This is a genomic window from Ruegeria sp. CG8 (genome assembly GCF_056537165.1).
The window spans coordinates 394,587-414,592 of the sequence record NZ_JBQFRA010000002.1 but is presented as its reverse complement, the minus strand read 5'-3'; the positions used below and the strand labels follow the sequence as shown (position 1 = coordinate 414,592).

Sequence of the window (20,006 nt, the reverse complement as noted above, 5' to 3'; positions counted from 1 at the left end):
TCCGGGCTCGTTAAAGAAAGCGCAGCCTGTCCAGCGCTCCTTGCAGGATATAACCCGCCGCGACGTGGTCGATAACCTGTCCGCGACGTTTTCGTGTCGTATCCGCCTCCAAAAGTGCCTTTTCTGCCGCAACTGTGCTCAGACGCTCGTCCCAGAACCCGATCGGGATGTCGGTCAGTTGGGACAGGTTGCGGGCAAACGCGCGGGTTGATTGGCACCTTGGACCCTCGGATCCGTCCATATTCATGGGCAGGCCAAGAACGATCCCTCCGATCTCGCGGTCGGCAGCGATTTCCAGAATCCGGGCAGAGTCCAGCTTGAATTTCTTGCGGCGCACGGTCTCAAGTGGGCTGGCTACGCCGCGCATGCGGTCGGAAACAGCCACGCCGATCGTCTTTTCGCCCAGATCCAGACCCATCAACGCCTGCATCGGGGGCAGTGCGGCTGCGAAATCATCGAACACGTCCTGGATCATTGCGACAGGCCAGCCTGCTGCGCGGCCGAGTTGATCAGTTCAAGCGCGGCAGGGTCTTCGGCAAACTTGGTCGCGGCTTCATCGCGGATCGCGGCGGCCTGCTCGGTTTCTCCCAGCACCCCCAACGCCGAGATCAATCGGGCCCATTCCTGCGGAGAACCACCTTCGGTCGCCAGCCTGTCCGACAATCCGTCAACCATGCCGCGGATCATCTCCTGACGCTCCTCGGGCGTCAATTCCGCCGCTGCTTCCATATCCGACTGGCTGGGGCCCGGACCCGCCGGAGCAGCTGCGATTTCGGGCGCGTTGAACACGCCGGCGCGCCAGGCAAGTTCGTCGATCTGGGCGCGAATGGCGTTGGCCCAAGGCGCGCCCGGCGGCGAAGTGCGCAGCGTGTCCATCCAGACGCGATAAGCCTGGTCCGGCCGTCCGATCTGCAGCAGCATCTGTCCCCAGTAATAGCGCGCCGGTCCCGATTGCGGGTCGCGTTCCAGTGCCTGACGCAAGGCCGCTTCGGCTTCGGGCGAGACATAGCCCCCTGCCGCCAGGATCAGCATTTCTGCCAGGTTAGAATAGGCGTCCGCCGGGGCCTCATCCCCCATCAACTCGATTGCACGGCGCTGGGCTTCATAACCGGCCTGAAAATTGCCCGCGTTGGTTTCGTGCTGCGCCAATAGAATGTGACCCTGAAGATCGTCCGGTCGGTCGGCCACGGTCGTGCGCAGCTGGTTAAGAAGGTTGGCATAGCTGTCTTCAAGCTGAGGCGCTTCGACGGGCGGGGCCATCTGCTCGGCCTCTTCCTGGCCGGGTCTGTTCTCACGCAGTTCGGCGGCCATCTCCATGCGCGCTGAAAGCGGCTGATCAGGGTATCCGGCAGCGCCCAGTTGGCGGTACAAAGCAAACGCTCCGCCGATCAGAACCAGGGCAACGAACCCGATGGCGGCTAACCGAACAGTGGTCGACGGCCCGGTCGTCGCGTCACCGGTACGGATTTGCGCGTCGGCGGCCAGGATACGGCGCGAAATCTCGGTCCGAACCCGCTCGGCGTCGGCTTTGGCGATCACTCCGCGGGCCAGATCGCGATCAACGCTGGCCAGCTGTTCCTTGTAGACCCGCAAATCGTAGGCCGCCGGATGTTCCTGTCGCCGGCGGGTTCGGGTCAGGCCAAAGGCCAGGAATGCGGTGATCGACAGCGCAAAGAGCAGAAGCAGAACCCAGAATGTCATGATCTCTCCGGAATTGTTGCCCTCACTTAGACCTGCGCGCGCCCGGAAAAAAGGGACAAATGGCCGCGAATGGCCTACATGTCGCAATAGTGCGATATTGCGGCGCTGTACGGCAGGGGTAATCTGTCGCCGCACGGCATATCTTCGGCCAATCACGAACCGGACGGATTCGCTCATGAAACACTATTCAGCCTTTGCCGTAGCGCGAGAGGCGCTGCGCTATCACACCGGATGGGAGCGCGCCTGGCGTTCGCCAGAACCCAAGAAACGGTATGACGTGATCATCGTCGGTGCCGGCGGGCACGGTTTGGCGACGGCGTATTATCTGGGCAAGAATTACGGTATCCAGAACGTCGCGGTGATCGAAAAGGGCTGGCTGGGCGGCGGCAATACCGGGCGGAACACGACCATCATCCGCTCTAACTATCTGCAGGACCCGTCGGCTGCGATCTACGAAAAATCGCGCGGCCTGTACGAGGATCTGAGCCAGGATCTGAACTACAACGTGATGTTCAGCCCGCGCGGCGTGATGATGCTGGCGCAAACCCAGCACGAGGTGCGCGGCTATCAGCGTACGGCACATGCCAACGCGCTTCAGGGGGTCAAGACCGAATGGATCGAGCCCGAGCGCGTAAAGCAGCTGGTCCCGATCATCAACATCGACGGCCCGCGCTATCCGGTCCTTGGTGCGCTGTGGCAAGAGCGCGGCGGCACCGCACGCCACGATGCGGTGGCTTGGGGCTATGCGCGTGCCTGTTCGAATATGGGTATGGACATCATCCAGCAGTGTGAGGTTACGGGCGTCCGGTCTGAAAACGGTCGCGTCACAGGGGTCGAGACGACCAAGGGCGCCATCGAGTGCGACAAGCTGGGCATCGTGGTCGCGGGCCATTCGGGCCAACTGGCCGAGATGGCGGGCTTCCGTCTGCCGGTCGAGGCGCTGGCCCTGCAGGCGCTGGTGTCCGAGCCGATCAAACCCTGCATGGACGTGGTGGTGATGGCCAACACCGTACACGGCTACATGTCGCAATCCGACAAGGGCGAAATGGTGATCGGCGGCGGCACCGACGGGTTCAACAACTACACCCAGCGCGGCAGCTTCCACCATATCGAGGAAACCGTCCGGGCCCTGGTCGAGACCTTTCCGATGATCTCGCGGCTCAAGATGCTGCGGCAATGGGGCGGGATCGTCGACATGACCGGCGACCGGTCGCCCATCCTGTCCAAGACGCCGCTGGGCGGTTGCTTCATCAACTGCGGTTGGGGCACCGGCGGGTTCAAGGCCATCCCCGGTTCGGGCTGGGGCATGGCGCAGCTGATGGCCACCGGGCATTCCCCGCTGACCGAGGCGTTCTCGCTGGACCGGTTCAAAGAGGGCCGCTTCATCGACGAAAGCGTCGCCGCCGGGGTGGCACACTGATGTCAGTCGCCCCAATGCGCCCCGTGAATGGTTTCGGAACTGTTCGCCCTGTCGGATCTTGGTTTGATCGTTTTCCTTTCTTCCGATCGGAAAATGACGAAGGCGATCAGTCCAAAAACGGCAAGCGTGCCAGCTACGGTCAAAACAATGGTCAAAATATCCATGCGCTAAACCTGGGCGTGTGGTCCCTATTTTTCAAGCGAGGAGTGGCATCATGCTGATCCTGAGTTGCCCCTATTGCGGCGTCGACGCCGAAGAGACCGAACTGACTGCCGGCGGCGAAGCGCATATGAAACGCTTCGGTCCCGGCTCGTCGGACGAAGAGTTCCATGACTATCTGTTCATGCGCGAAAACCCCAAGGGCGTGCACTTCGAACGCTGGCGGCACAGCAACGGCTGCGGCAAGTGGTTTCATGCCGCGCGGTGCACCGCGACGCTTGAGGTGTTCGGCACCTATTCGGCCCAGGTCACCGAGCCGCCAAAGGAAATCCGCGATGCGATTTCGGCCAGACGGCCGGGTTGGACGTGGAGAGAGTTCTCCTGATGCTTCGTCTTTTCAAGAACACATCTGCCGGAGGCCCTGACGCCTCCACTTGCGAAAGGTCCGCAAAATGAGCACCCGTCTCGCAGATCAAGGTCGCCTGATCGACAGGTCGAAACCGGTCACGTTTTCATTCAACGGTACCTCTATGCAGGGCTATCAGGGCGACACGCTGGCCTCAGCCCTGCTGGCTAACGACCAGTTGATGGTCGGCCGGTCGTTCAAATACCACCGTCCGCGCGGCGTCGTGGCCAGCGGCGCCGAAGAGCCCAACGCGCTGGTGGGTCTGGGGCAGGGCAACCGGTTCGAACCGAACCAGCGTGCCACCACGACCGAGCTGTTCAACGGCCTGACCGCGATCTCGCAGAACCACTGGCCCAGCCTGGAATATGACATCGGCGCGGTGAACACGGCTCTGGCGCGGTTCCTGCCGGCGGGCTTCTACTACAAGACGTTCATCCACCCCAAGCCGTTCTGGAAACATGTGTACGAGCCGTTCATCCGCCAATCGGCCGGTCTGGGCAAGGCGCCCGACAAGGACAGCCGCGACGCGGATACGTACGAACACTTCTATGCCTTCACCGACATATTGGTGATCGGCGGCGGTGTTGCGGGCCTGCAGGCGGCCAAAGCCGCGGCGCAATCGGGCGCCAAGGTCATGCTGATCGAACAGACCGCCCATTGGGGTGGCCGCGCGCCTGTCGATGGCGGCACCGTCAACGACGAGCCTGTGGATAAGTTCGTGGAACAATTGGTTTCCGAACTCGAAACAATGGATAACGTCACCATGCGGTCGCGCTGCATGGGGGCTGGGGTCTATGACCACGGTTACGTGCTGGGATACGAGCGTCTGACAGACCACAAACCGGGGACCCAAGGCCCGCGCCACCGCCTGTGGCGCATCCGCGCCAAGCAGGTCGTTACGGCCACCGGCGCGATCGAGCGCCCGCTGTCCTTTGCCGGCAATGACGTGCCGGGGGTGATGCTGGCCTCGGCCATGCGCGACTATGTCGTGAACTGGGGCGTGACCCCGGGCGAGCGCGTGATCGTCGCTACCAACAATGACGACGCCTATCGCACTGCGATCATCCTGAAGCAGGCGGGCGTGGATGTGTTGCGCGTCGTCGATGCCCGTCCCTCGGCCGGGCCGCTGGCGGACGAGGCGCGCAGCCTCGGCATCCGGGTCGATCCCGGCAAGGCCATCGCCAAGGTCAAGGGCGGCAAACGGGTCAAGAAGGTCGCGATCTGCAACCAGGAAGGCATCGGTGGCGCTCGGGAAGAGGTCGAATGCGATGCGGTTGCCATGTCGGGCGGCTGGTCTCCGGTGGTGCACCTGTGGTCCCATTGCGGTGGCAGGCTGATCTGGAACGAAGCCAACGCCCATTTCCGCCCCGATCCTGACCGTCCGCCGCTGGGCGCGAATGGCGCAGGCTTTGTTGTGGCCGCGGGCTCGGCAAGCGGGCCGCTGGCGCTGGGCGAGGTGCTGGCCGATGCCCACGCCGCGGGCAAGGCCGCGGCCAAGGCCGCCGGGTTCAAGCCGAAGAACACCAAGGCACCGCAGGGCGAGGCCGAGACCGAAGCGCCCATGCAGGCCGTTTGGCTGATGCCCGCCAAGGCCGAGGTGCAGCTGCGCATGAAGTCGTGGCTGGACTTCCAGAACGACGTGAAGGTCTCGGATGTGCAATTGGCCGCGCGCGAAGGCTATGAAAGCGTCGAGCACACCAAGCGTTATACCACGCTGGGCATGGCGACGGATCAAGGTAAGCTGAGCAATATCAACGGTCTGGCGATCCTTGCTGATGCGCTGGAGTCGGAGATTCCCAAGGTCGGCACCACCACTTTCCGCCCGCCTTATACGCCCATCTCGATGGGAGCCATTGCGGGCGAGGCGCGCGGCGAGGTGTTCCAGCCGATCCGCCGCACGCCCATGCATGACTGGCATGACCGGAATGGTGCCGATTGGGAGCCGGTGGGCCACTGGCGTCGCCCTTACGCCTATGTCCGAGCCGGGGAATCCGTGCATGACGCGGTGAACCGCGAGGTCAAGAACACCCGTGAAAACCTCGGGCTGTTGGATGCCTCGACCCTGGGCAAGCTGATCGTCAAGGGCCCGGACGCGGGCAAGTTTCTGGACATGATGTACACCAACATGATGTCCACGCTGAAGGTCGGCAAATGCCGCTATGGCCTGATGTGCTCGGAAAACGGCTTCCTGATCGACGACGGCGTCGTGGCCCGCATCGACGAGGACACCTGGCTGTGCCACACCACCACCGGCGGAGCCGAACGCATCCATGCCCATATGGAGGAGTGGCTGCAGACCGAGTGGTGGGACTGGAAGGTCTATGTCGCCAACGTGACCGAGCAATACGCCCAGGTCGCCGTGGTGGGCCCAAACGCCCGCAAGGTGCTGGAGAAGCTGGGCGGCATGGATGTCAGCCGCGAGGCGCTGCCCTTCATGGAATGGCGCGACGGCCAGATCGGCGGCTTCGACTGCCGGGCCTACCGCATCTCGTTCTCGGGCGAGCTGTCCTATGAAATCGCGGTTCCCGCCAGCCAGGGGCAGGCCTTCTGGGATGCCCTGATGGAGGCCGGGAAAGAGTTCGGCGTGATGCCTTATGGCACGGAATGTCTGCACATTCTGCGGGCCGAGAAGGGCTTCATCATGATCGGCGACGAGACCGACGGCACCGTGATCCCGCAGGATCTGGGGCTGCACTGGGCGATCTCGAAGAAGAAAGAGGATTTCCTGGGCAAACGCGCGCAGGAACGCTCTCACATGACCGACCCGGACCGCTGGAAACTGGTGGGTCTGGAGACTGTGGATGGATCGGTTCTGCCCGACGGTGCCTACGCGGTGGGCGAGGGCGTGAACGCCAACGGTCAGCGCAACGTGATCGGGCGCGTGACCTCGACCTATTACTCGGCCAATTTGGGCCGGGGCATCGCCATGGGGCTGGTCAAGAACGGGCCGAACCGCATGGGAGAAGTGATCGAATTCCCGGGCACCGACGACAAAATCTACAAGGCCAAGATCGTGGACCCGGTGTTCTACGACAAGGACGGGGAGAAGCAGAATGTCTGAACCCATCAGCGCACTGAACCACGCCAGCTTTGACGGCATCGCCCGGATCGAGGAATGCGGCCTGCAGGGGATGATCACCCTGCGCGGCGATCTGTCCGACAAGCTGGTGACCAAGGCGGTCAAGGATGCCACCGGCCAGAAGATGCCCGGCCAGCGCGAGGCTTTCGTTGATGGCGAGACCGGCGTCTGCTGGATGTCGCCGGACGAGCTGCTGGTGCTTGTTCCCTACGCCGAGGTCGAGGCCAAACTGGCCGCCATGCAGGACGCGCTGAGCGGTGTGCATGCATTGGCGGTCAATGTCTCGGACGCGCGGGCGGTGTTCCGGGTCTCGGGACCGACCGCGCGTGAGGTGCTGGGCAAGGTTGCGCCCGTCGATTTCTCGTCCGATGTCTTCCAGCCCGGTCAGATCCGGCGCACGCGCCTGGCGCAGGTTGCGGGGGCGTTCTGGATGGACGACGAGGAAGCCTTTCGCGTGGTGTGCTTCCGATCAGTTGCGGATTACGTGTTCAAGCTGCTGAAGGTTGCGGCGCAGCCCGGCAGCGAGGTCGGACACTACTGAACCCGACCCCACCTTGGCAGAAAGAACCAGCCCCGGACATCACCGGGGCTTTTCATTATTTGACGACCTCGCATCTGCCGGTTCCGTAAGGTTTGTTCGATGCCCCGACATTCACGAAACTGCCGCTCACCTTCAGCCCACCGTCTGTTGCAAGATTCGCCTGATAGCGCATGCGAATGGCCTGACCTTCGGTACTCTTGAGCGTCACGTTCCAGATCAGCCGATAGCCTTTGGCCCCACGATCCCGAAGCTGCGCGTTGGTCCAGTCATGGTAGTTGCTGGCGGCTTGGGCCGTGCCGGCCTCGGGGTCGATTTGAAAGGCATATTCGGGCGCGATCCAGCCGTGGCTATCCTTTTTCGTGATCGTGCACTTGTAAGCCATGGGGGATGCGGCAGCCGCCTGTGCCGTCAGGGCCGCGGCGAGGAATAGAATAAGTCGCAAGTCAATTTTCCTGTAACTTCAATGGTCAATTCAGGAAAATGAACACCGCGTCGTCGAGTGTACAAGGGCAAACTCTCGTTTGAGTAGAGTTTCCGTGACGGAACTCTATTCCGTGAACAGGACGCTGCGGTACTGGGTCAAAGCGCTCGGGCCCAGCAAGTCCTGGGCTGAGATTGGGCGCCCGGTTTCATCGTGCATGTTCGAGTAGAAAGACAACGTCGCAAGCAGGGCTTCGACCCGTTCGGCGCGGTTGTTTTCGTCCAGCAGGGGCGCGTGCAGAGACAGATACAGGGCTGGCTTCTGCTCCTGCAGCCAGTCGGCGAGCGTCGGCAGAACCGCAAACTCCGCTCCTTCGATATCCATCTTGACCAGCGAAGTGCCTGTCAGGTCCGTCGCTGTGGCGAACTGGTCCCAGGCGATGGTCAGGGCGTCGGTTCCATGCGCGCCGTCATGCAGCAGCGAACTGGTCGAGTCGCCACGCTCGCCTCTGACTGAAGCCATGCGCGCCACGCCAAACCGGTCGGACAGCGCGACACCGAAGGCCGAGACATTGCGGATGTCGTTCAGGTCGAGGTTCCAGGCCAGATGGCGAAAGGCGGTGGGGTCGGGTTCGAAACACCAGACATGCCGGGCTTTGCGCGCGCCATACAGAACTGTCGGGCCGATCCACGCGCCGATGTCCAGATAGTCGCGGTCGGGCGACAGGTGCTGGTCCAGCACCGCGAATGTCTCGGGCTCCCAGTCGCCGGCCGAGGCCTTGCGCCAGAATTTCGAATGGTATGGGTCCAGCCGGAAAGCCTCGCCATTCAGGTTGCCTGCATAATGACCGCGGGCGCGGTAGAACATCTTGCGCGCCTGCGTCAGCATCGCGGACCTCCGGGTTTTCTGCGCTCGGGCCTTGACCTGCGGCGGTTGCCAAAGCATTTAACCTTGGGAACGCAACACAAATTTACAGGGGGCCGAGATGGCTTTTGAACTTCCTGATCTTCCTTATGCACATGACGCGCTGGCAGCCAAGGGCATGTCGGCGGAAACGCTGGAATATCACCATGATCTGCACCACAAGGCCTATGTCGACAACGGCAACAAGCTGATCGCCGGGACCGAGTGGGACGGCAAGTCGCTGGAAGAGATCATCGTCGGCACTTATGACAAGTCGGCCGTCGCACAGAACGGTATCTTCAACAACATCAGCCAGCTTTGGAACCACAACCAGTTTTGGGAAATGATGGGGCCGGGCGAGTCGAAGATGCCGGGCGAGCTGGAAAAGGCGTTGGTTGAAAGCTTCGGTTCGGTCGAGGAATTCAAATCGCAGTTCAGCGCGGCCGGTGCCGGTCAGTTCGGTTCGGGCTGGGCGTGGCTGGTCAAGAATGCCGACGGCTCGCTGGCGGTTGCAAAAACCGAAAACGGCGTGAACCCGCTGTGCTTCGGCCAGACGGCGCTGCTGGGTTGCGACGTATGGGAACACTCCTACTACATTGACTTCCGCAACAAGCGTCCGGCCTACCTGTCGAACTTCCTCGACAACCTCGTGAACTGGGAAAACGTTGCATCGCGGATGTAACTCTTGACCCGACGAGGGTTCATCAAGGGCCTGCTGGCGGTGACGCTGGCAGGCCTTGTTGTTTCGCTGTACGGGTTCTTTATTGAACCGGCTATGCGGCTGCGGGTTCGCAAATGGAAGCTTAAGCGCGCGGACTGGACGGCGCCTCCGCTGCGGATCGCGGTCATCGCCGACCTTCATGCCGGCGAGCCATTCGTTACCCTAAAGCGTATCAGGCAGGTCGTAAGGCGCACAAATGCGCTGGATGCCGATCTGGTCTTGCTGCTGGGGGATTTAACCGCCAGCCACAGAATGGTTTCGAAGCCGGTCGCGATGGCGGACATCACCCCGGTTCTTGCCGGACTGACCGCGCGCCATGGGGTTTTCGCGGTGCTGGGAAACCATGACTGGTGGGATGATACGGCCGCTCAACGCCGGGGCGGTGGGCCCAACTTGTATGCCGATGCGTTGGCCGCGAGTGGCATCCCGGTCCTATCCAATTCTGCGCAGAAACTGGATGGTCCGGGAATCTGGCTGGCGGGCCTCGAAGACCAACTGGCCATCGTGGAGGGCAATGGGCGATACCGCGGCCTGGACGATCTGTCCGGCACGTTGCGGCAGATTACCGATGACGCGCCCGTCATCCTGATGGCGCATGAACCGGATATATTTTCCCAAGTGCCAGATCGCGTTGCCTTGACGCTGTCCGGTCACACGCATGGTGGGCAAATCAGACTGTTTGGGTGGTCGCCCGTGGTGCCCTCGCGGTTTGGCAATCGCTATGCCTACGGCCCGGTGCGCGAAGGTGGAAAGGATCTGGTAGTTTCCGGCGGCATTGGGTGCTCGATCCTTCCGGTCCGGTTTGGTGTTACACCCGAGATTACGCTTGTCGAAATTTCGGCCTGATCTGCGCTTCGGGTGGAAACTTGCCGATACGTCAACTTTTGCACGCATGCGCCGTTGCAAGACGCCAAAGAGTGATTAGCTGTTAGTTGCGGGAGGAGAGAACCGCCAAAACCAAAACAATGAGGGAATAGCTGCCAAATTGTGCCGTGGGTGCAAGATGTTGGCTGTTCTTGTTCGGGCGGGGGACGGCCACGAAAACCACGACGGGAGATCGCAATGGTCGCACTTGCACAGGGTACTTGGGTCATCATCGCCGACGGGGAAAAAGCACTGTTCACTGAAAACGTGACGGATGCCGAGAACCCCAATCTGGTGGTCGTATCGGTTGAGGAACATGATCATCTCGCCGCGCGGAGCAAGCCTTCGGATCGGGCGGGACGGCGAAATGATACCGGGCCGAACCAGAAATCTGCGGTGGAAGAAGACACCTGGCGCACTCACGCCAAATCCCTGTTCGTCCAGGATGTGGCCAACCTGCTCAACAAAAAAGGGCTGAAGGGCGCGTACAAGCGGCTTGTTCTGGTTGCCAGCCCACAGGTCCTGGGCCTGCTGCGCCGGCGCCTTCACAGCGAAGTTCTGGCCAAAGTCGTAGCCGAAGTCGACAAGACCCTGACCAATCATCCACTGCACAAGGTCGAAAAGGTGCTGCAACGCCAACTGCGCACCTCGACCGCCTGATCTAGCTAGTTCGGGACTCACGGGCGGGGAAGCCGCCCGTGACGCCCATTATTTCAATAACTTGCGCAACTGATCCATTGCGGACTCGGCGTCGTCTACCCAGGTAATAAAACGGGCCAAGGAGGAATCCGCAAAACCTGCGTCGATTACCTGATCCAAAAGCGTGTGAAGCGCGTCCCAGTATCCGTCCACATTCATCACCAGAATGGGTTTGTCATGCAGGCCCAACTGGCGCCAGGTCAGCGCCTCGAACAACTCGTCCAACGACCCGGGTCCGCCGGGCAGCACGACCACGGCATCCGCATTCATGATCATGACTTTCTTGCGCTCGTGCATCGTTTCGGTGACCACGAAACGCGTCAGATCTGTTTTTCCCACTTCCCGCCGGAGCAGATGAACCGGTATCACGCCGAAGGTTTCTCCTCCGGCCGCTTGCGTAGCCCGGGCGACTTCGCCCATCAGACCCACGTCTCCCGCACCGTAGACTAGTCGCCAGCCTTTGGCGGCCAGCAGCCGCCCAAAGGTGCCTGCGGCCTTTGTGTAGGCCGAATTCGCGCCATTGCGTGACCCGCAATACACACAGATCGATTTCTGGGACATCAAACAGCGACTCCGGGGTTGTGTCAGAGGTTTTGACCCGTGATAGCGGGATTGATAAATTGGCTCAACCGTTCGGCGGAAAGCTTTTGAGTGAAGGCATTTGCGCTGCGGAGTAAAGGAAAAAACATGGACGCCAAATCGGGAAGCGGTAGGTCGGGTGCATTCGTCTGGGGTATCCTTGCGGGTATCTTGGCTGTGATTGGCGCCGGTGGCTTGTATCTTTCGGGTGTCTTCGGTCCTGCGCCACAGTCTGAACAGTCCACTACGAAAGAGGCCGTCGCCGCAAGCGCCAGCGAAGTGACGACTGAGCCAGCCGCCGCACCGGCACCAAGCCCGGATGCAGAGGACTCGCAGGTCGTTGCGGAACCTGACAACGCGGACGAGGTTCAGACCTCGACCGAGACCGAAGAAGCAACCGCGGCGGAAGCCGAAGAGACAACTGCGACCGACGAGCAGACTGCGCAGGACGCGACGGTTGAAGAACAGCCGGCAGAGGCTACTCCCACACCCGAGGCTAACGCGGCCCCAATTGCTCCGACGCTCGACCAGATATTCGTGGAGCCCGACGGCAATGCGCTGCTGTCCGGCAAAGGCGACCCGGGCAGTCAAATTCGTATCCTGCTGGATGGAGAGCCGATCCACAGCTTCACGGTCGATGGCAGCGGCCAGTTCGCCGAGTTCGTCACCATCCCCTTCAGCGAGGCCGCGCGAGGTCTGGTTCTTGAAGCCGGTGACGGTACCCGGTCTGCGCAATCGGATGACTATCTGATTGCCGCGTTGCCCAAGCCGCCTGCGCCACCCGCTACGGACGAGCAAGTCGCCAGCACGGACACCGAAGCGCAGGACGAAACGGCGGAACAGCCATCTGCGGCAGCATCGGTAGAAGACACCGAGGTTACGCAAACGGACGAGACCGTTACCGGGGCGCAGGACGAAGAAGCAACCTCACCCGAGGCCACGACCGAGACTCAATCCAGCGAAAGCCAGCAGGTGGCCGTTTTGCGGTCCGGTGAGGAAGGGGTTGAGCTGGTCCAGTCGCCGTCGTCCGAAGACGCGACGCCCGAGCAGGTTGCGCTTGATACGATCGGCTATTCCGACGCTGGCGATGTCCAATTGTCCGGCCGTGTGTCCGAGGGTGCTGCGGTTCGGCTCTATCTGAACAACAAGCTGGTGGCCGACATCACGCCAGAGCAGGACGGTGATTGGCGCGGGGAAATCCAGGAAGTCGATCCTGGTGTCTATACCCTGCGCGTTGACGAAGTCGACACGGACGGAACGGTGCTGAGCCGTCTGGAAACGCCATTCAAGCGCGAACCGGTTGAAGTTTTGCAGGCGGCCGAGGCGCAGGATGCGGTGCCGGGCGCCGACCAGAGCACGCCGATCCGGTCCGTTACCGTGCAAAAGGGCGATACCCTGTGGGCGATCTCGCGAGAGCGTTTTGGCGACGGTGTTCTGTATGTCCGCCTGTTCGATGCGAACCGCGACCTGATCCGCGACCCCGACCTGATTTATCCGGGCCAGGTCTTCACCATCCCGGAATAAAGGCTTAGGTCTTGCGGGGCCGGGTTTTCGCCCGGCCTCGAAGCTTTCCGGGTCAGACATGAGAAGACTTGCGCCTATGCATTCCGCAGACATGCCACAGATGGACGAACGCAAGTCGGGTTGGCTGACTATCCGAAAAGTGGCTCCGTACCTATGGCCCGAAGATGAGCCGTGGGTCAAACGGCGGGTGGTCTTCGCGATGGCCATGCTGGTTCTGGCGAAGTTGATCGCGGTCTACACGCCGATCCTGTACAAAGGCGCGGTTGACGCGTTGGCGGGCGAGGGCGTGCCGCCTTTGGCGCTGGGCGCCGTAGGGCTGACCGTGGCCTATGGTGTGGCGCGGATGATGACGGTGGGGTTCCAGCAGTTGCGCGATGCGCTGTTCGCGCCGGTGGGGCAACGCGCGCTGCGGGCGCTGGCGCTGGAAACCTTCCAGCACATCCACCAGCTCTCGATGCGCTATCATGTGACCCGCCGGACGGGCGGCCTCAGCCGGATCATCGAGCGCGGGGTCAAGGGCGTGGAGTTCCTGCTGCGCTTTCTCCTGTTTTCGATCGGCCCTCTGATCCTTGAACTGCTGCTGGTGGCGGTGGTTCTGATGTGGCTGTTCGACGTCTGGTACCTGGTTGTGGTGGCCGTCACCATCGCGCTGTACATCTGGTTCACCTTCACGGTCACCGAATGGCGCGTGAAGCTGCGGCGCGAGATGAATGACCAGGATACCGAGGCCAACCAGCGCGCCATCGACAGCCTGCTGAATTTCGAAACCGTCAAGTATTTCAACGCCGAACGGCGCGAAGCTGAACGATATGACGTGTCGATGAAGGCCTATGCGCAGGCCGCGTTGAAAACGGCATACTCGCTGGCCTTCCTGAATTTTGGTCAGTCCTTCCTGATCACTTGTGGCCTGATCGGAGTGATGGTTCTGGCCGCGATCGGCGTTCAGAACGGGCAGTTGACGGTGGGCGATTTCGTGATGGTCAACGCCTACATGATCCAGATCACCGTGCCGTTGAACTTTCTGGGCACCGTCTATCGCGAGATCCGGCAGGCCTTGGTTGATATGGGCCAGATGTTCCAGCTGCTGGAGCAGCCGGCCGAGGTAGTGGACAAGCCAGACGCCAAACCGCTGCAGATTACCGAAGGCCGGGTCGAACTGGACGATGTGCATTTCGGCTATGACCCGGACCGCGAGATCCTGCGCGGCGTCTCTCTGGTGGTGCCGGGGGGGCAGACCGTGGCCATCGTGGGCGCGACCGGCTCGGGCAAATCCACCATCGGTCGGTTGCTGTTCCGGTTCTACGACGTGACCCAGGGCGCGTTGCGGATCGACGGGCAGGATGTGCGCGACGTGACGCAGGAAAGCCTGCACGCCGCCATCGGCGTGGTGCCGCAGGATACAGTGCTGTTCAACGATACGATCCGGTACAACATCGCCTATGGCCGCGAGGGGGCCTCGCAGGCCGAGATCGAAGCCGCCGCAAAAGCCGCCCAAATCCACGACTTCATCATCTCTCTGCCCGAGGGGTACGAGACCAAGGTGGGAGAGCGTGGCCTGAAGCTCTCTGGCGGCGAGAAGCAGCGCGTGGGCATTGCGCGGACGCTGTTGAAGAACCCGCCGATCCTTCTGTTGGACGAGGCCACCAGCGCGCTCGATACCGACACCGAGCAGGACATCAAGGATGCCCTGGCCCGCGCCGGCGAGGGGCGTACGGTGATCACCATCGCCCACCGCCTGAGCACGATTGCCGAGTCCGATCAGATCGTCGTTCTGGAAAAGGGCGAAATCATCGAGCAGGGCACCCACGACGAACTGCTGCGCCGTGAAGGGCGTTATGCCCAGCTGTGGAACCGCCAGCAATCGGATACGCAGGCGGCCTGAATCCGATTCAGCTAGGGTTTCAAATGAAAACGGGCCGGCTGTACCGGCCCGTTTTTTTTTGTTACTCCGCCGCTTTGAGCGGATGCCCCGGTGTGTCGCCCAGGCTTTCCTCGGCATCTGCAGCCTCATCCTCGGTCCAGACGATTTCCGTCGCCTGCATCCGGCGGGCCGAGTCTCCGATCGCCATATCCTGCGCGATCTGGCTGGAACGGCCGGCGGTCACGCGGGCCAACAGTTTGCCCAGCCATATGGCATAGGTGGTCACCCACACCCGCAACGCCAGGAACGAGGGCGTCACGATCAGCGTCAGAACCGTGGCGATCCCCAGGCCAAACACCACTGCCGTCGCCAGCTGCTTCCACCACAGAGCGGTGGGGCTGTCGATGGAATAGCCGCCATTGATGAAGTCCAGCGACAGGCCGAACATCATCGGTGTCAGGCCGGCCATCGTGGTCAGGGTGGTCAGCAGAACCGGACGGATCCGCGCCTCGGCCGTGCGCACGATGGCGTCGATCCGGGGCATGTAGCGGCTGTATTCCTGATAGGTGTCGATCAGAACGATGTTGTTGTTCACCACGATCCCCGCCAGCGCAACGATGCCCGTCCCGGTCATGATGATCGAGAAGGGTTGTTGCATCACCATCATCCCGATCAGCACGCCAGTGGTGGACAGAACCACCGCCAGCAGCACCAGCACCGAGTTGTAGAACGAGTTGAACTGCGCCAGCAGGATCACGAACATCAGACCCAGCGCGGCCAGGAAGGCGCTGGAGAGGAAGGCCTGGCTCTCGGCTTGGTCCTCCTGGTCTCCGGTCCATTCCCAAGTGATCGTGTTAGCAAAGGGCTGAGTGTCCAGCCACTCGGTCAGTACCGCGATCCGCTCGTTCGGGTTGATCAGAGTCAGGCGGGCGTCGCCGTCATCAATAGCGGCCTGCACCTCCTGGAGGGTTTCGGCGCCGGTCAACTGAACCAGAGAATAGGCCGTACCATCGGCACCGTTGACCGTCGCACCTTCAGGTTCCGAGCCTTCGGTCACTTCGCGCACCACGGCCAGCCGCTGTTCTCCGTCCGGGGTGGCGATCACCACTTTGCTCAGGCTGGGTTCCACATCGGCCTTGACGTCGTAATAGCGCTCTTGATCCACGCGGTTGATTTCGGCCAGCTTTGCCACCGGTTTGCGGGTGATGAAGTTCGACAAGGGCACTAACCCGTCCGGTGTACGCACCTTGAGCGTATCCAACGTGGACAGGACCCGATCCTGATCGGGCAGGCGGACGCGGATCTCGATCTCTTCATCCACGCTTTCGGGGCGCATTTCGCCCAGCAGGATGCCACGGGTCACCAACTGCACCATCGCGCCCACGGTTGCCACGTCGGCCCCGAACCGGCCGGCCTTGGCCACGTCGACGTCGATCTGCCAATCGATGCCCGGCAAGGGCAGGGTGTCCTCGATCTTGATCAGGCCCGGGGTGTTTTCGAACACTTCGCGCGCGGTCAGCGTGGCGCCGGTCAGGTCGTCCCAGTTGTCGCCCTTGATCCGCAGGTGCACGGGCTTGGCCGAGGCCGGACCTTGTTCCAGCGGCAGGATCTCGACAACGAAACCCGGCAGCTTGGCAAGCTCGGCGTTCAACTGCTCGATCACGAAGTCGCCGTCATACTCGGGCGCGACGGTGTGCTTATCGAACAATCCGCCTGCGACAGGTTCTGACACGTTCGGGCGATCCTCCCACGGGATGATCTCGAACTGCACGCGGCCCACCGTGTCCGCCGGAGCCTGCGCCCCACCGTTGTTCTGGTTCAGGCCGCCTTCACCGGCGAACGAGAACACGTTGATCACTGCCGGATGCTGGCTGATCACCTGTTCGGCCTCGAAAACCAGCGCGTCCTTTTCGGCCAGCGACAGGTTGCCCCGTGCGCGGACATAGGCGGTGGCCTGTTCCGGCTCGCTTTCGACGAAGAATTCAACACCGCGGTTGTTCTGACCGTACATGGTCATCACCGTCATCACCGCAAAGCCTACTGCCACGATCGAGACGATCGGCATGATCGGATTGCCGACCAAGAACTTGATGACATAACCGAAGGGCGTATGTTCCTTGGCCGTGTGGACACGTTCGTCCGGCTTGCGCTCGAGCCGGGCTGCGCTCAGCGTGACCGATCCGGCGAAGGCGCCGAACAGGAACAGAACCGCGCCCAGCAAGAACCCACCGCCTGCGCCTTCCGGCAGCAGATACGTGGGGTTCAGCAGCTGCATTGCGCCCAGGAAGATCATGTAGACCGACGGCGGAACCATGACGGCACGCACCCACCACGGCGTCCGCGCGCGCAACCAATCCGAGCTGCGGTCGAACACGCGGCTTAACCGGCCCGAGACACCGCCCATCACCGGCAGGTAGATCAGCGCCACGATCAGCGAGGCCGACAGAACGAAGATCAGCGTGACCGGCAGCATCCCCATGAATTCACCCGGAATGCCCGGCCAGAACAGCATGGGCAGAAAGGCGCACAGCGTCGTAGCGGTTGACGAGACGATGGGCCAGAACATCCGCTGGGCTGCCTCGACATAGGCGTGCATCGGGCCGACGCCTTCCTTGATGCGTTTGTCGGCATACTCCACGACCACGATGGCGCCATCGACCAGCATCCCCACGGCCAGGATCAGGCCGAACATGACGATGTTCGAGATGCTGACCCCCATGATGGCCAGGAATGCGAAACACAGCAGGAACGAGGTCGGAATCGCGAAGCCCACCAGGAGTGCCGCACGTGTACCCAGCGAAGCCAGTACCACGATCATCACAAGCGCGATGGCTGTCAGGACCGAACCTTCCAGCTGGCTGACCATCGAGCCGACGATGCGGCTCTGGTCATTCGACGTGCCGACATTCACGGCAGCCTGCAGCTCGGCCGGCCACTTGGTCTCGGCCTTGGCGACGGTCTCTTTAACCTGCGCCACGGTGTCGATCAGGTTGAAACCCTTGCGTTTGACGACCTGCAGCGCCACGGTCGGTTCGCCGTTGAACCGGGCGGTCCCTTCGCGGTCTTCGAAGGTGTAGTTGATCTCGGCCAGTTCGCCCAAGGTCACGACCCGGTCGCCATTGACCTTGATCGGCAGTCCGTAGACATCCTGTGCGGTCTTGAAGGACGAAGGAATCTTGACCGAAAACGCACCCTGTTCGGTCTCGACCTCACCGGCGGCGATCAGCTGGTTGTTGTTCTGCACGACGTTGATCAGCTCGGCCGCGGTGACGTTGTACGCCTCAAGCCGCAGCGGATCGATGACCACTTCCAGCATTTCATCGCGATTGCCGGCGATCCCGGCCTCAAGGACCGAATCCAGCGCCTCGAGCTCATCCTGGAGGTCCTTGGCGACCCGCGCCATCGTGCGCTCAGGCACGGCACCCGACAGGTTCACGATGACGATCGGGAATTCCGAGAAGTTGATCTCGGTCAGCGTGTATTGCTCGGCGCCTTCGGGAAAGTCGGCCTGTGCACTGTTCATCGCGTCGCGCACGTCAGCGGTAATGGCTGTCTTGTCCCAGCCAAAGTCGAACTCAAGCGCGATACCCGCATAGCCCTCGGCGGCGGTGGCGGTCATCTCTTTCAGGCCGTCCAGATCCGCAAGCTCGGTTTCCATCGGCTTGATCAGCAGGTTTTCACTGTCTTCGGCCGAAATGCCCGGAAACTGAACCGACACGAACAGGGCCGGAATCTCGATGTCCGGCTCGCCTTCTTTGGGCAGGCTGACATAGGCAAACCCGCCGATGATCAGCGAGATGGCAATGAATGCCAGAACCATTCGGGCCCTGTCGGCGGCCCAGCTGACTATGCCAGTCATTGGGAAACGTCCTTGTAGGTGGGCGCTACGACCACACCGGCGGTCACGAACTCTTGTCCGACCACGATGATGTCTACGGTTTCCGCAAGACCGCCGACCCATACACCGTCGGCCGTGTCACGCAACAGGCGGATGGGTACGAAATCGACGACATTACCGGCTCCGACCGTCCGAACGCCCAGCTGACCTTCATTGTTCAGCGTCAACGCCGATTGCGGCAGCAAGTGAGCCTTGGCGCCTTCGGCCGCGATGCGGATACTTGCGGTCTGCCCGTCCCGGATCAGAAGCTCGGGGTTGGGAACGGTGATTTCCACCTCGAACGTGCGGGTGGTGTCGTCCGCCGAACGGCTGAGGAAGGTCACGCGGCCCTCGACCTGCAATCCGGTCACCAATTGTGCCTGCGCCGGAGCGCCGACGGTGACACGGTTCACTTCGGTTTCGGGAACAAAGCCAACCAGCTTGATCGGATCAAGCTGGATCACGGTCGCGCACAACGATCCGGGCTGCATCAGACTGCCCAATTCGGCGGCATCGCTTTCCAGAAGGCCCTGAAACGGGGCCTCGATGGTGATGCGACCCAATTCCAGTTCGGCAGCCGCAACCGCCGCTTCAGCAGCCTCGATGCCCGCCTCCGTAGCCTTCAACTCGGCCTCGGCCGCCTTGATACCGGCCTTTGCGGTACTCATCTCGGCCTCGGCCGCGATCCGCCGGGTTTCGGAGCCGAAGCCAGTTTCCGAAAGTTTGCGGGCTGCAATCAGGTTTATTTCGGCCTCGGCAACGCGCGCATGCGCTTCTTCCAGCCGTGCTTCGGCTTCGGGCACACGGCTTTCCGCCTCTAGCTTGGCCGCCTTGGCTTGGGCAAGCTGTGCCGGGCGTGAGCCGGGATCCAATTCGCACAGCAGATCGCCGGCCTCGACGAAGGTGCCCTTACGCTTGGGTTCCGAAATGACGGTTGACGTGGTTTCCGCCAAAACTTCGACCTGACGGATTGCTTTGGTTTCACCGCGCAGCAAAACGGCGCTGTCGATTTCGCGCGCAGTGGAGCGCAACGCAACAACCCCAACGGCCTGCACGGCCGAGGCGTCGTTTGCCTCAGCGCCAGCGTCAGACTGGCTCGCAGCATCTTCGCGACCGGCAAATGCAAACAGGGCATCGCGCTCGAAAACCACGAAATACAATGCAACGATAACCAATGCGGCGTTGACGAGGGATATCAATCGCATGCCGTCATTCTCCTTAAAATATTATGTCCGCACAAATGCCGGTGGG

At 61.8% G+C, this 20,006-nt stretch carries 16 protein-coding genes; 9 read left to right on the top strand and 7 right to left on the bottom strand.

Annotated elements, in window-relative coordinates:
• Positions 1–10: 10 nt before the first annotated feature.
• Both ruvX and ccmI read right to left on the bottom strand, forming a co-directional pair.
• The gene (gene ruvX, locus ACR0EF_RS08010) at positions 11–475 is read right to left on the bottom strand and encodes a Holliday junction resolvase RuvX (RefSeq protein ID WP_170372268.1); all 465 of its coding nucleotides are present in this window, start codon (positions 473–475) and stop codon (positions 11–13) included.
• The gene (ccmI, locus tag ACR0EF_RS08005; protein ID WP_170372270.1) at positions 472–1,701 is read right to left on the bottom strand and encodes a c-type cytochrome biogenesis protein CcmI; all 1,230 of its coding nucleotides are present in this window, start codon (positions 1,699–1,701) and stop codon (positions 472–474) included. Before ccmI ends, ruvX begins: the two co-directional genes overlap by 4 nt.
• A gap of 175 nt (positions 1,702–1,876) precedes the next feature.
• On the opposite strand from ccmI, the gene ACR0EF_RS08000 reads away from it, so the two are divergent.
• From ACR0EF_RS08000 to ACR0EF_RS07985, 4 genes are all read left to right on the top strand, one after another.
• Positions 1,877–3,121: a sarcosine oxidase subunit beta family protein gene (locus tag ACR0EF_RS08000; RefSeq protein WP_170372272.1), complete on the top strand. Its 1,245-nt coding sequence runs from the start codon at positions 1,877–1,879 to the stop codon at positions 3,119–3,121.
• A 214-nt stretch (positions 3,122–3,335) separates the two neighbouring features.
• On the top strand, positions 3,336–3,665 hold the full coding sequence (locus ACR0EF_RS07995; RefSeq protein WP_170372274.1) for a sarcosine oxidase subunit delta: 330 nt from the start codon (positions 3,336–3,338) through the stop codon (positions 3,663–3,665).
• A 67-nt stretch (positions 3,666–3,732) separates the two neighbouring features.
• Positions 3,733–6,747, top strand: coding sequence for a sarcosine oxidase subunit alpha family protein (locus ACR0EF_RS07990; RefSeq protein WP_170372276.1), 3,015 nt, complete (start codon positions 3,733–3,735; stop codon positions 6,745–6,747).
• On the top strand, positions 6,740–7,306 hold the full coding sequence (locus ACR0EF_RS07985; RefSeq protein ID WP_170372278.1) for a sarcosine oxidase subunit gamma: 567 nt from the start codon (positions 6,740–6,742) through the stop codon (positions 7,304–7,306). Before ACR0EF_RS07990 ends, ACR0EF_RS07985 begins: the two co-directional genes overlap by 8 nt.
• Positions 7,307–7,361: 55 nt before the next feature.
• Here ACR0EF_RS07985 and ACR0EF_RS07980 read toward each other — a convergent pair whose 3' ends face one another.
• A complete protein-coding gene (locus tag ACR0EF_RS07980) occupies positions 7,362–7,748 on the bottom strand; it encodes a hypothetical protein (RefSeq protein WP_170372280.1) in 387 nt (128 codons plus the stop codon).
• Positions 7,749–7,853: 105 nt separating this feature from the next.
• Positions 7,854–8,615 (bottom strand): FkbM family methyltransferase, encoded by a 762-nt coding sequence (locus tag ACR0EF_RS07975; RefSeq protein ID WP_170372282.1) that lies wholly within the window; start codon positions 8,613–8,615, stop codon positions 7,854–7,856.
• Between the two features lie 97 nt (positions 8,616–8,712).
• Here ACR0EF_RS07975 and ACR0EF_RS07970 point away from each other — a divergent pair, with 97 nt between their 5' ends.
• The 3 genes from ACR0EF_RS07970 to ACR0EF_RS07960 all read left to right on the top strand — a co-directional run bounded on the left by ACR0EF_RS07970 (position 8,713) and on the right by ACR0EF_RS07960 (position 10,875).
• On the top strand, positions 8,713–9,312 hold the full coding sequence (locus tag ACR0EF_RS07970; RefSeq protein ID WP_170372284.1) for a superoxide dismutase: 600 nt from the start codon (positions 8,713–8,715) through the stop codon (positions 9,310–9,312).
• A gap of 3 nt (positions 9,313–9,315) precedes the next feature.
• A complete protein-coding gene (locus tag ACR0EF_RS07965; RefSeq protein WP_170372286.1) occupies positions 9,316–10,197 on the top strand; it encodes a metallophosphoesterase in 882 nt (293 codons plus the stop codon).
• Between the two features lie 216 nt (positions 10,198–10,413).
• Positions 10,414–10,875: a host attachment family protein gene (locus ACR0EF_RS07960; RefSeq protein WP_170338489.1), complete on the top strand. Its 462-nt coding sequence runs from the start codon at positions 10,414–10,416 to the stop codon at positions 10,873–10,875.
• 48 nt (positions 10,876–10,923) lie between these two features.
• Here ACR0EF_RS07960 and ACR0EF_RS07955 read toward each other — a convergent pair whose 3' ends face one another.
• Positions 10,924–11,475 (bottom strand): LOG family protein, encoded by a 552-nt coding sequence (locus ACR0EF_RS07955; protein WP_170372287.1) that lies wholly within the window; start codon positions 11,473–11,475, stop codon positions 10,924–10,926.
• 126 nt (positions 11,476–11,601) lie between these two features.
• Between ACR0EF_RS07955 and ACR0EF_RS07950 the strand changes: the two genes are divergently transcribed.
• Positions 11,602–13,017 carry a LysM peptidoglycan-binding domain-containing protein gene (locus ACR0EF_RS07950; protein WP_170372289.1) on the top strand — a complete coding sequence of 472 codons (1,416 nt, stop codon included), beginning with the start codon at positions 11,602–11,604 and terminating at the stop codon, positions 13,015–13,017.
• Positions 13,018–13,108: 91 nt separating this feature from the next.
• Positions 13,109–14,899, top strand: coding sequence for an ABCB family ABC transporter ATP-binding protein/permease (locus ACR0EF_RS07945; RefSeq protein ID WP_302476747.1), 1,791 nt, complete (start codon positions 13,109–13,111; stop codon positions 14,897–14,899).
• A gap of 61 nt (positions 14,900–14,960) precedes the next feature.
• Here the strand turns inward: ACR0EF_RS07945 and ACR0EF_RS07940 are convergent, their stop codons facing one another.
• Both ACR0EF_RS07940 and ACR0EF_RS07935 read right to left on the bottom strand, forming a co-directional pair.
• A complete protein-coding gene (locus ACR0EF_RS07940; protein WP_170372293.1) occupies positions 14,961–18,737 on the bottom strand; it encodes an efflux RND transporter permease subunit in 3,777 nt (1,258 codons plus the stop codon).
• Complete coding sequence (locus ACR0EF_RS07935; protein ID WP_170372295.1) at positions 18,734–19,960, bottom strand: efflux RND transporter periplasmic adaptor subunit; 1,227 nt, start codon at positions 19,958–19,960, stop codon at positions 18,734–18,736. Before ACR0EF_RS07935 ends, ACR0EF_RS07940 begins: the two co-directional genes overlap by 4 nt.
• Between the last annotated feature and the right edge of the window lie 46 nt (positions 19,961–20,006).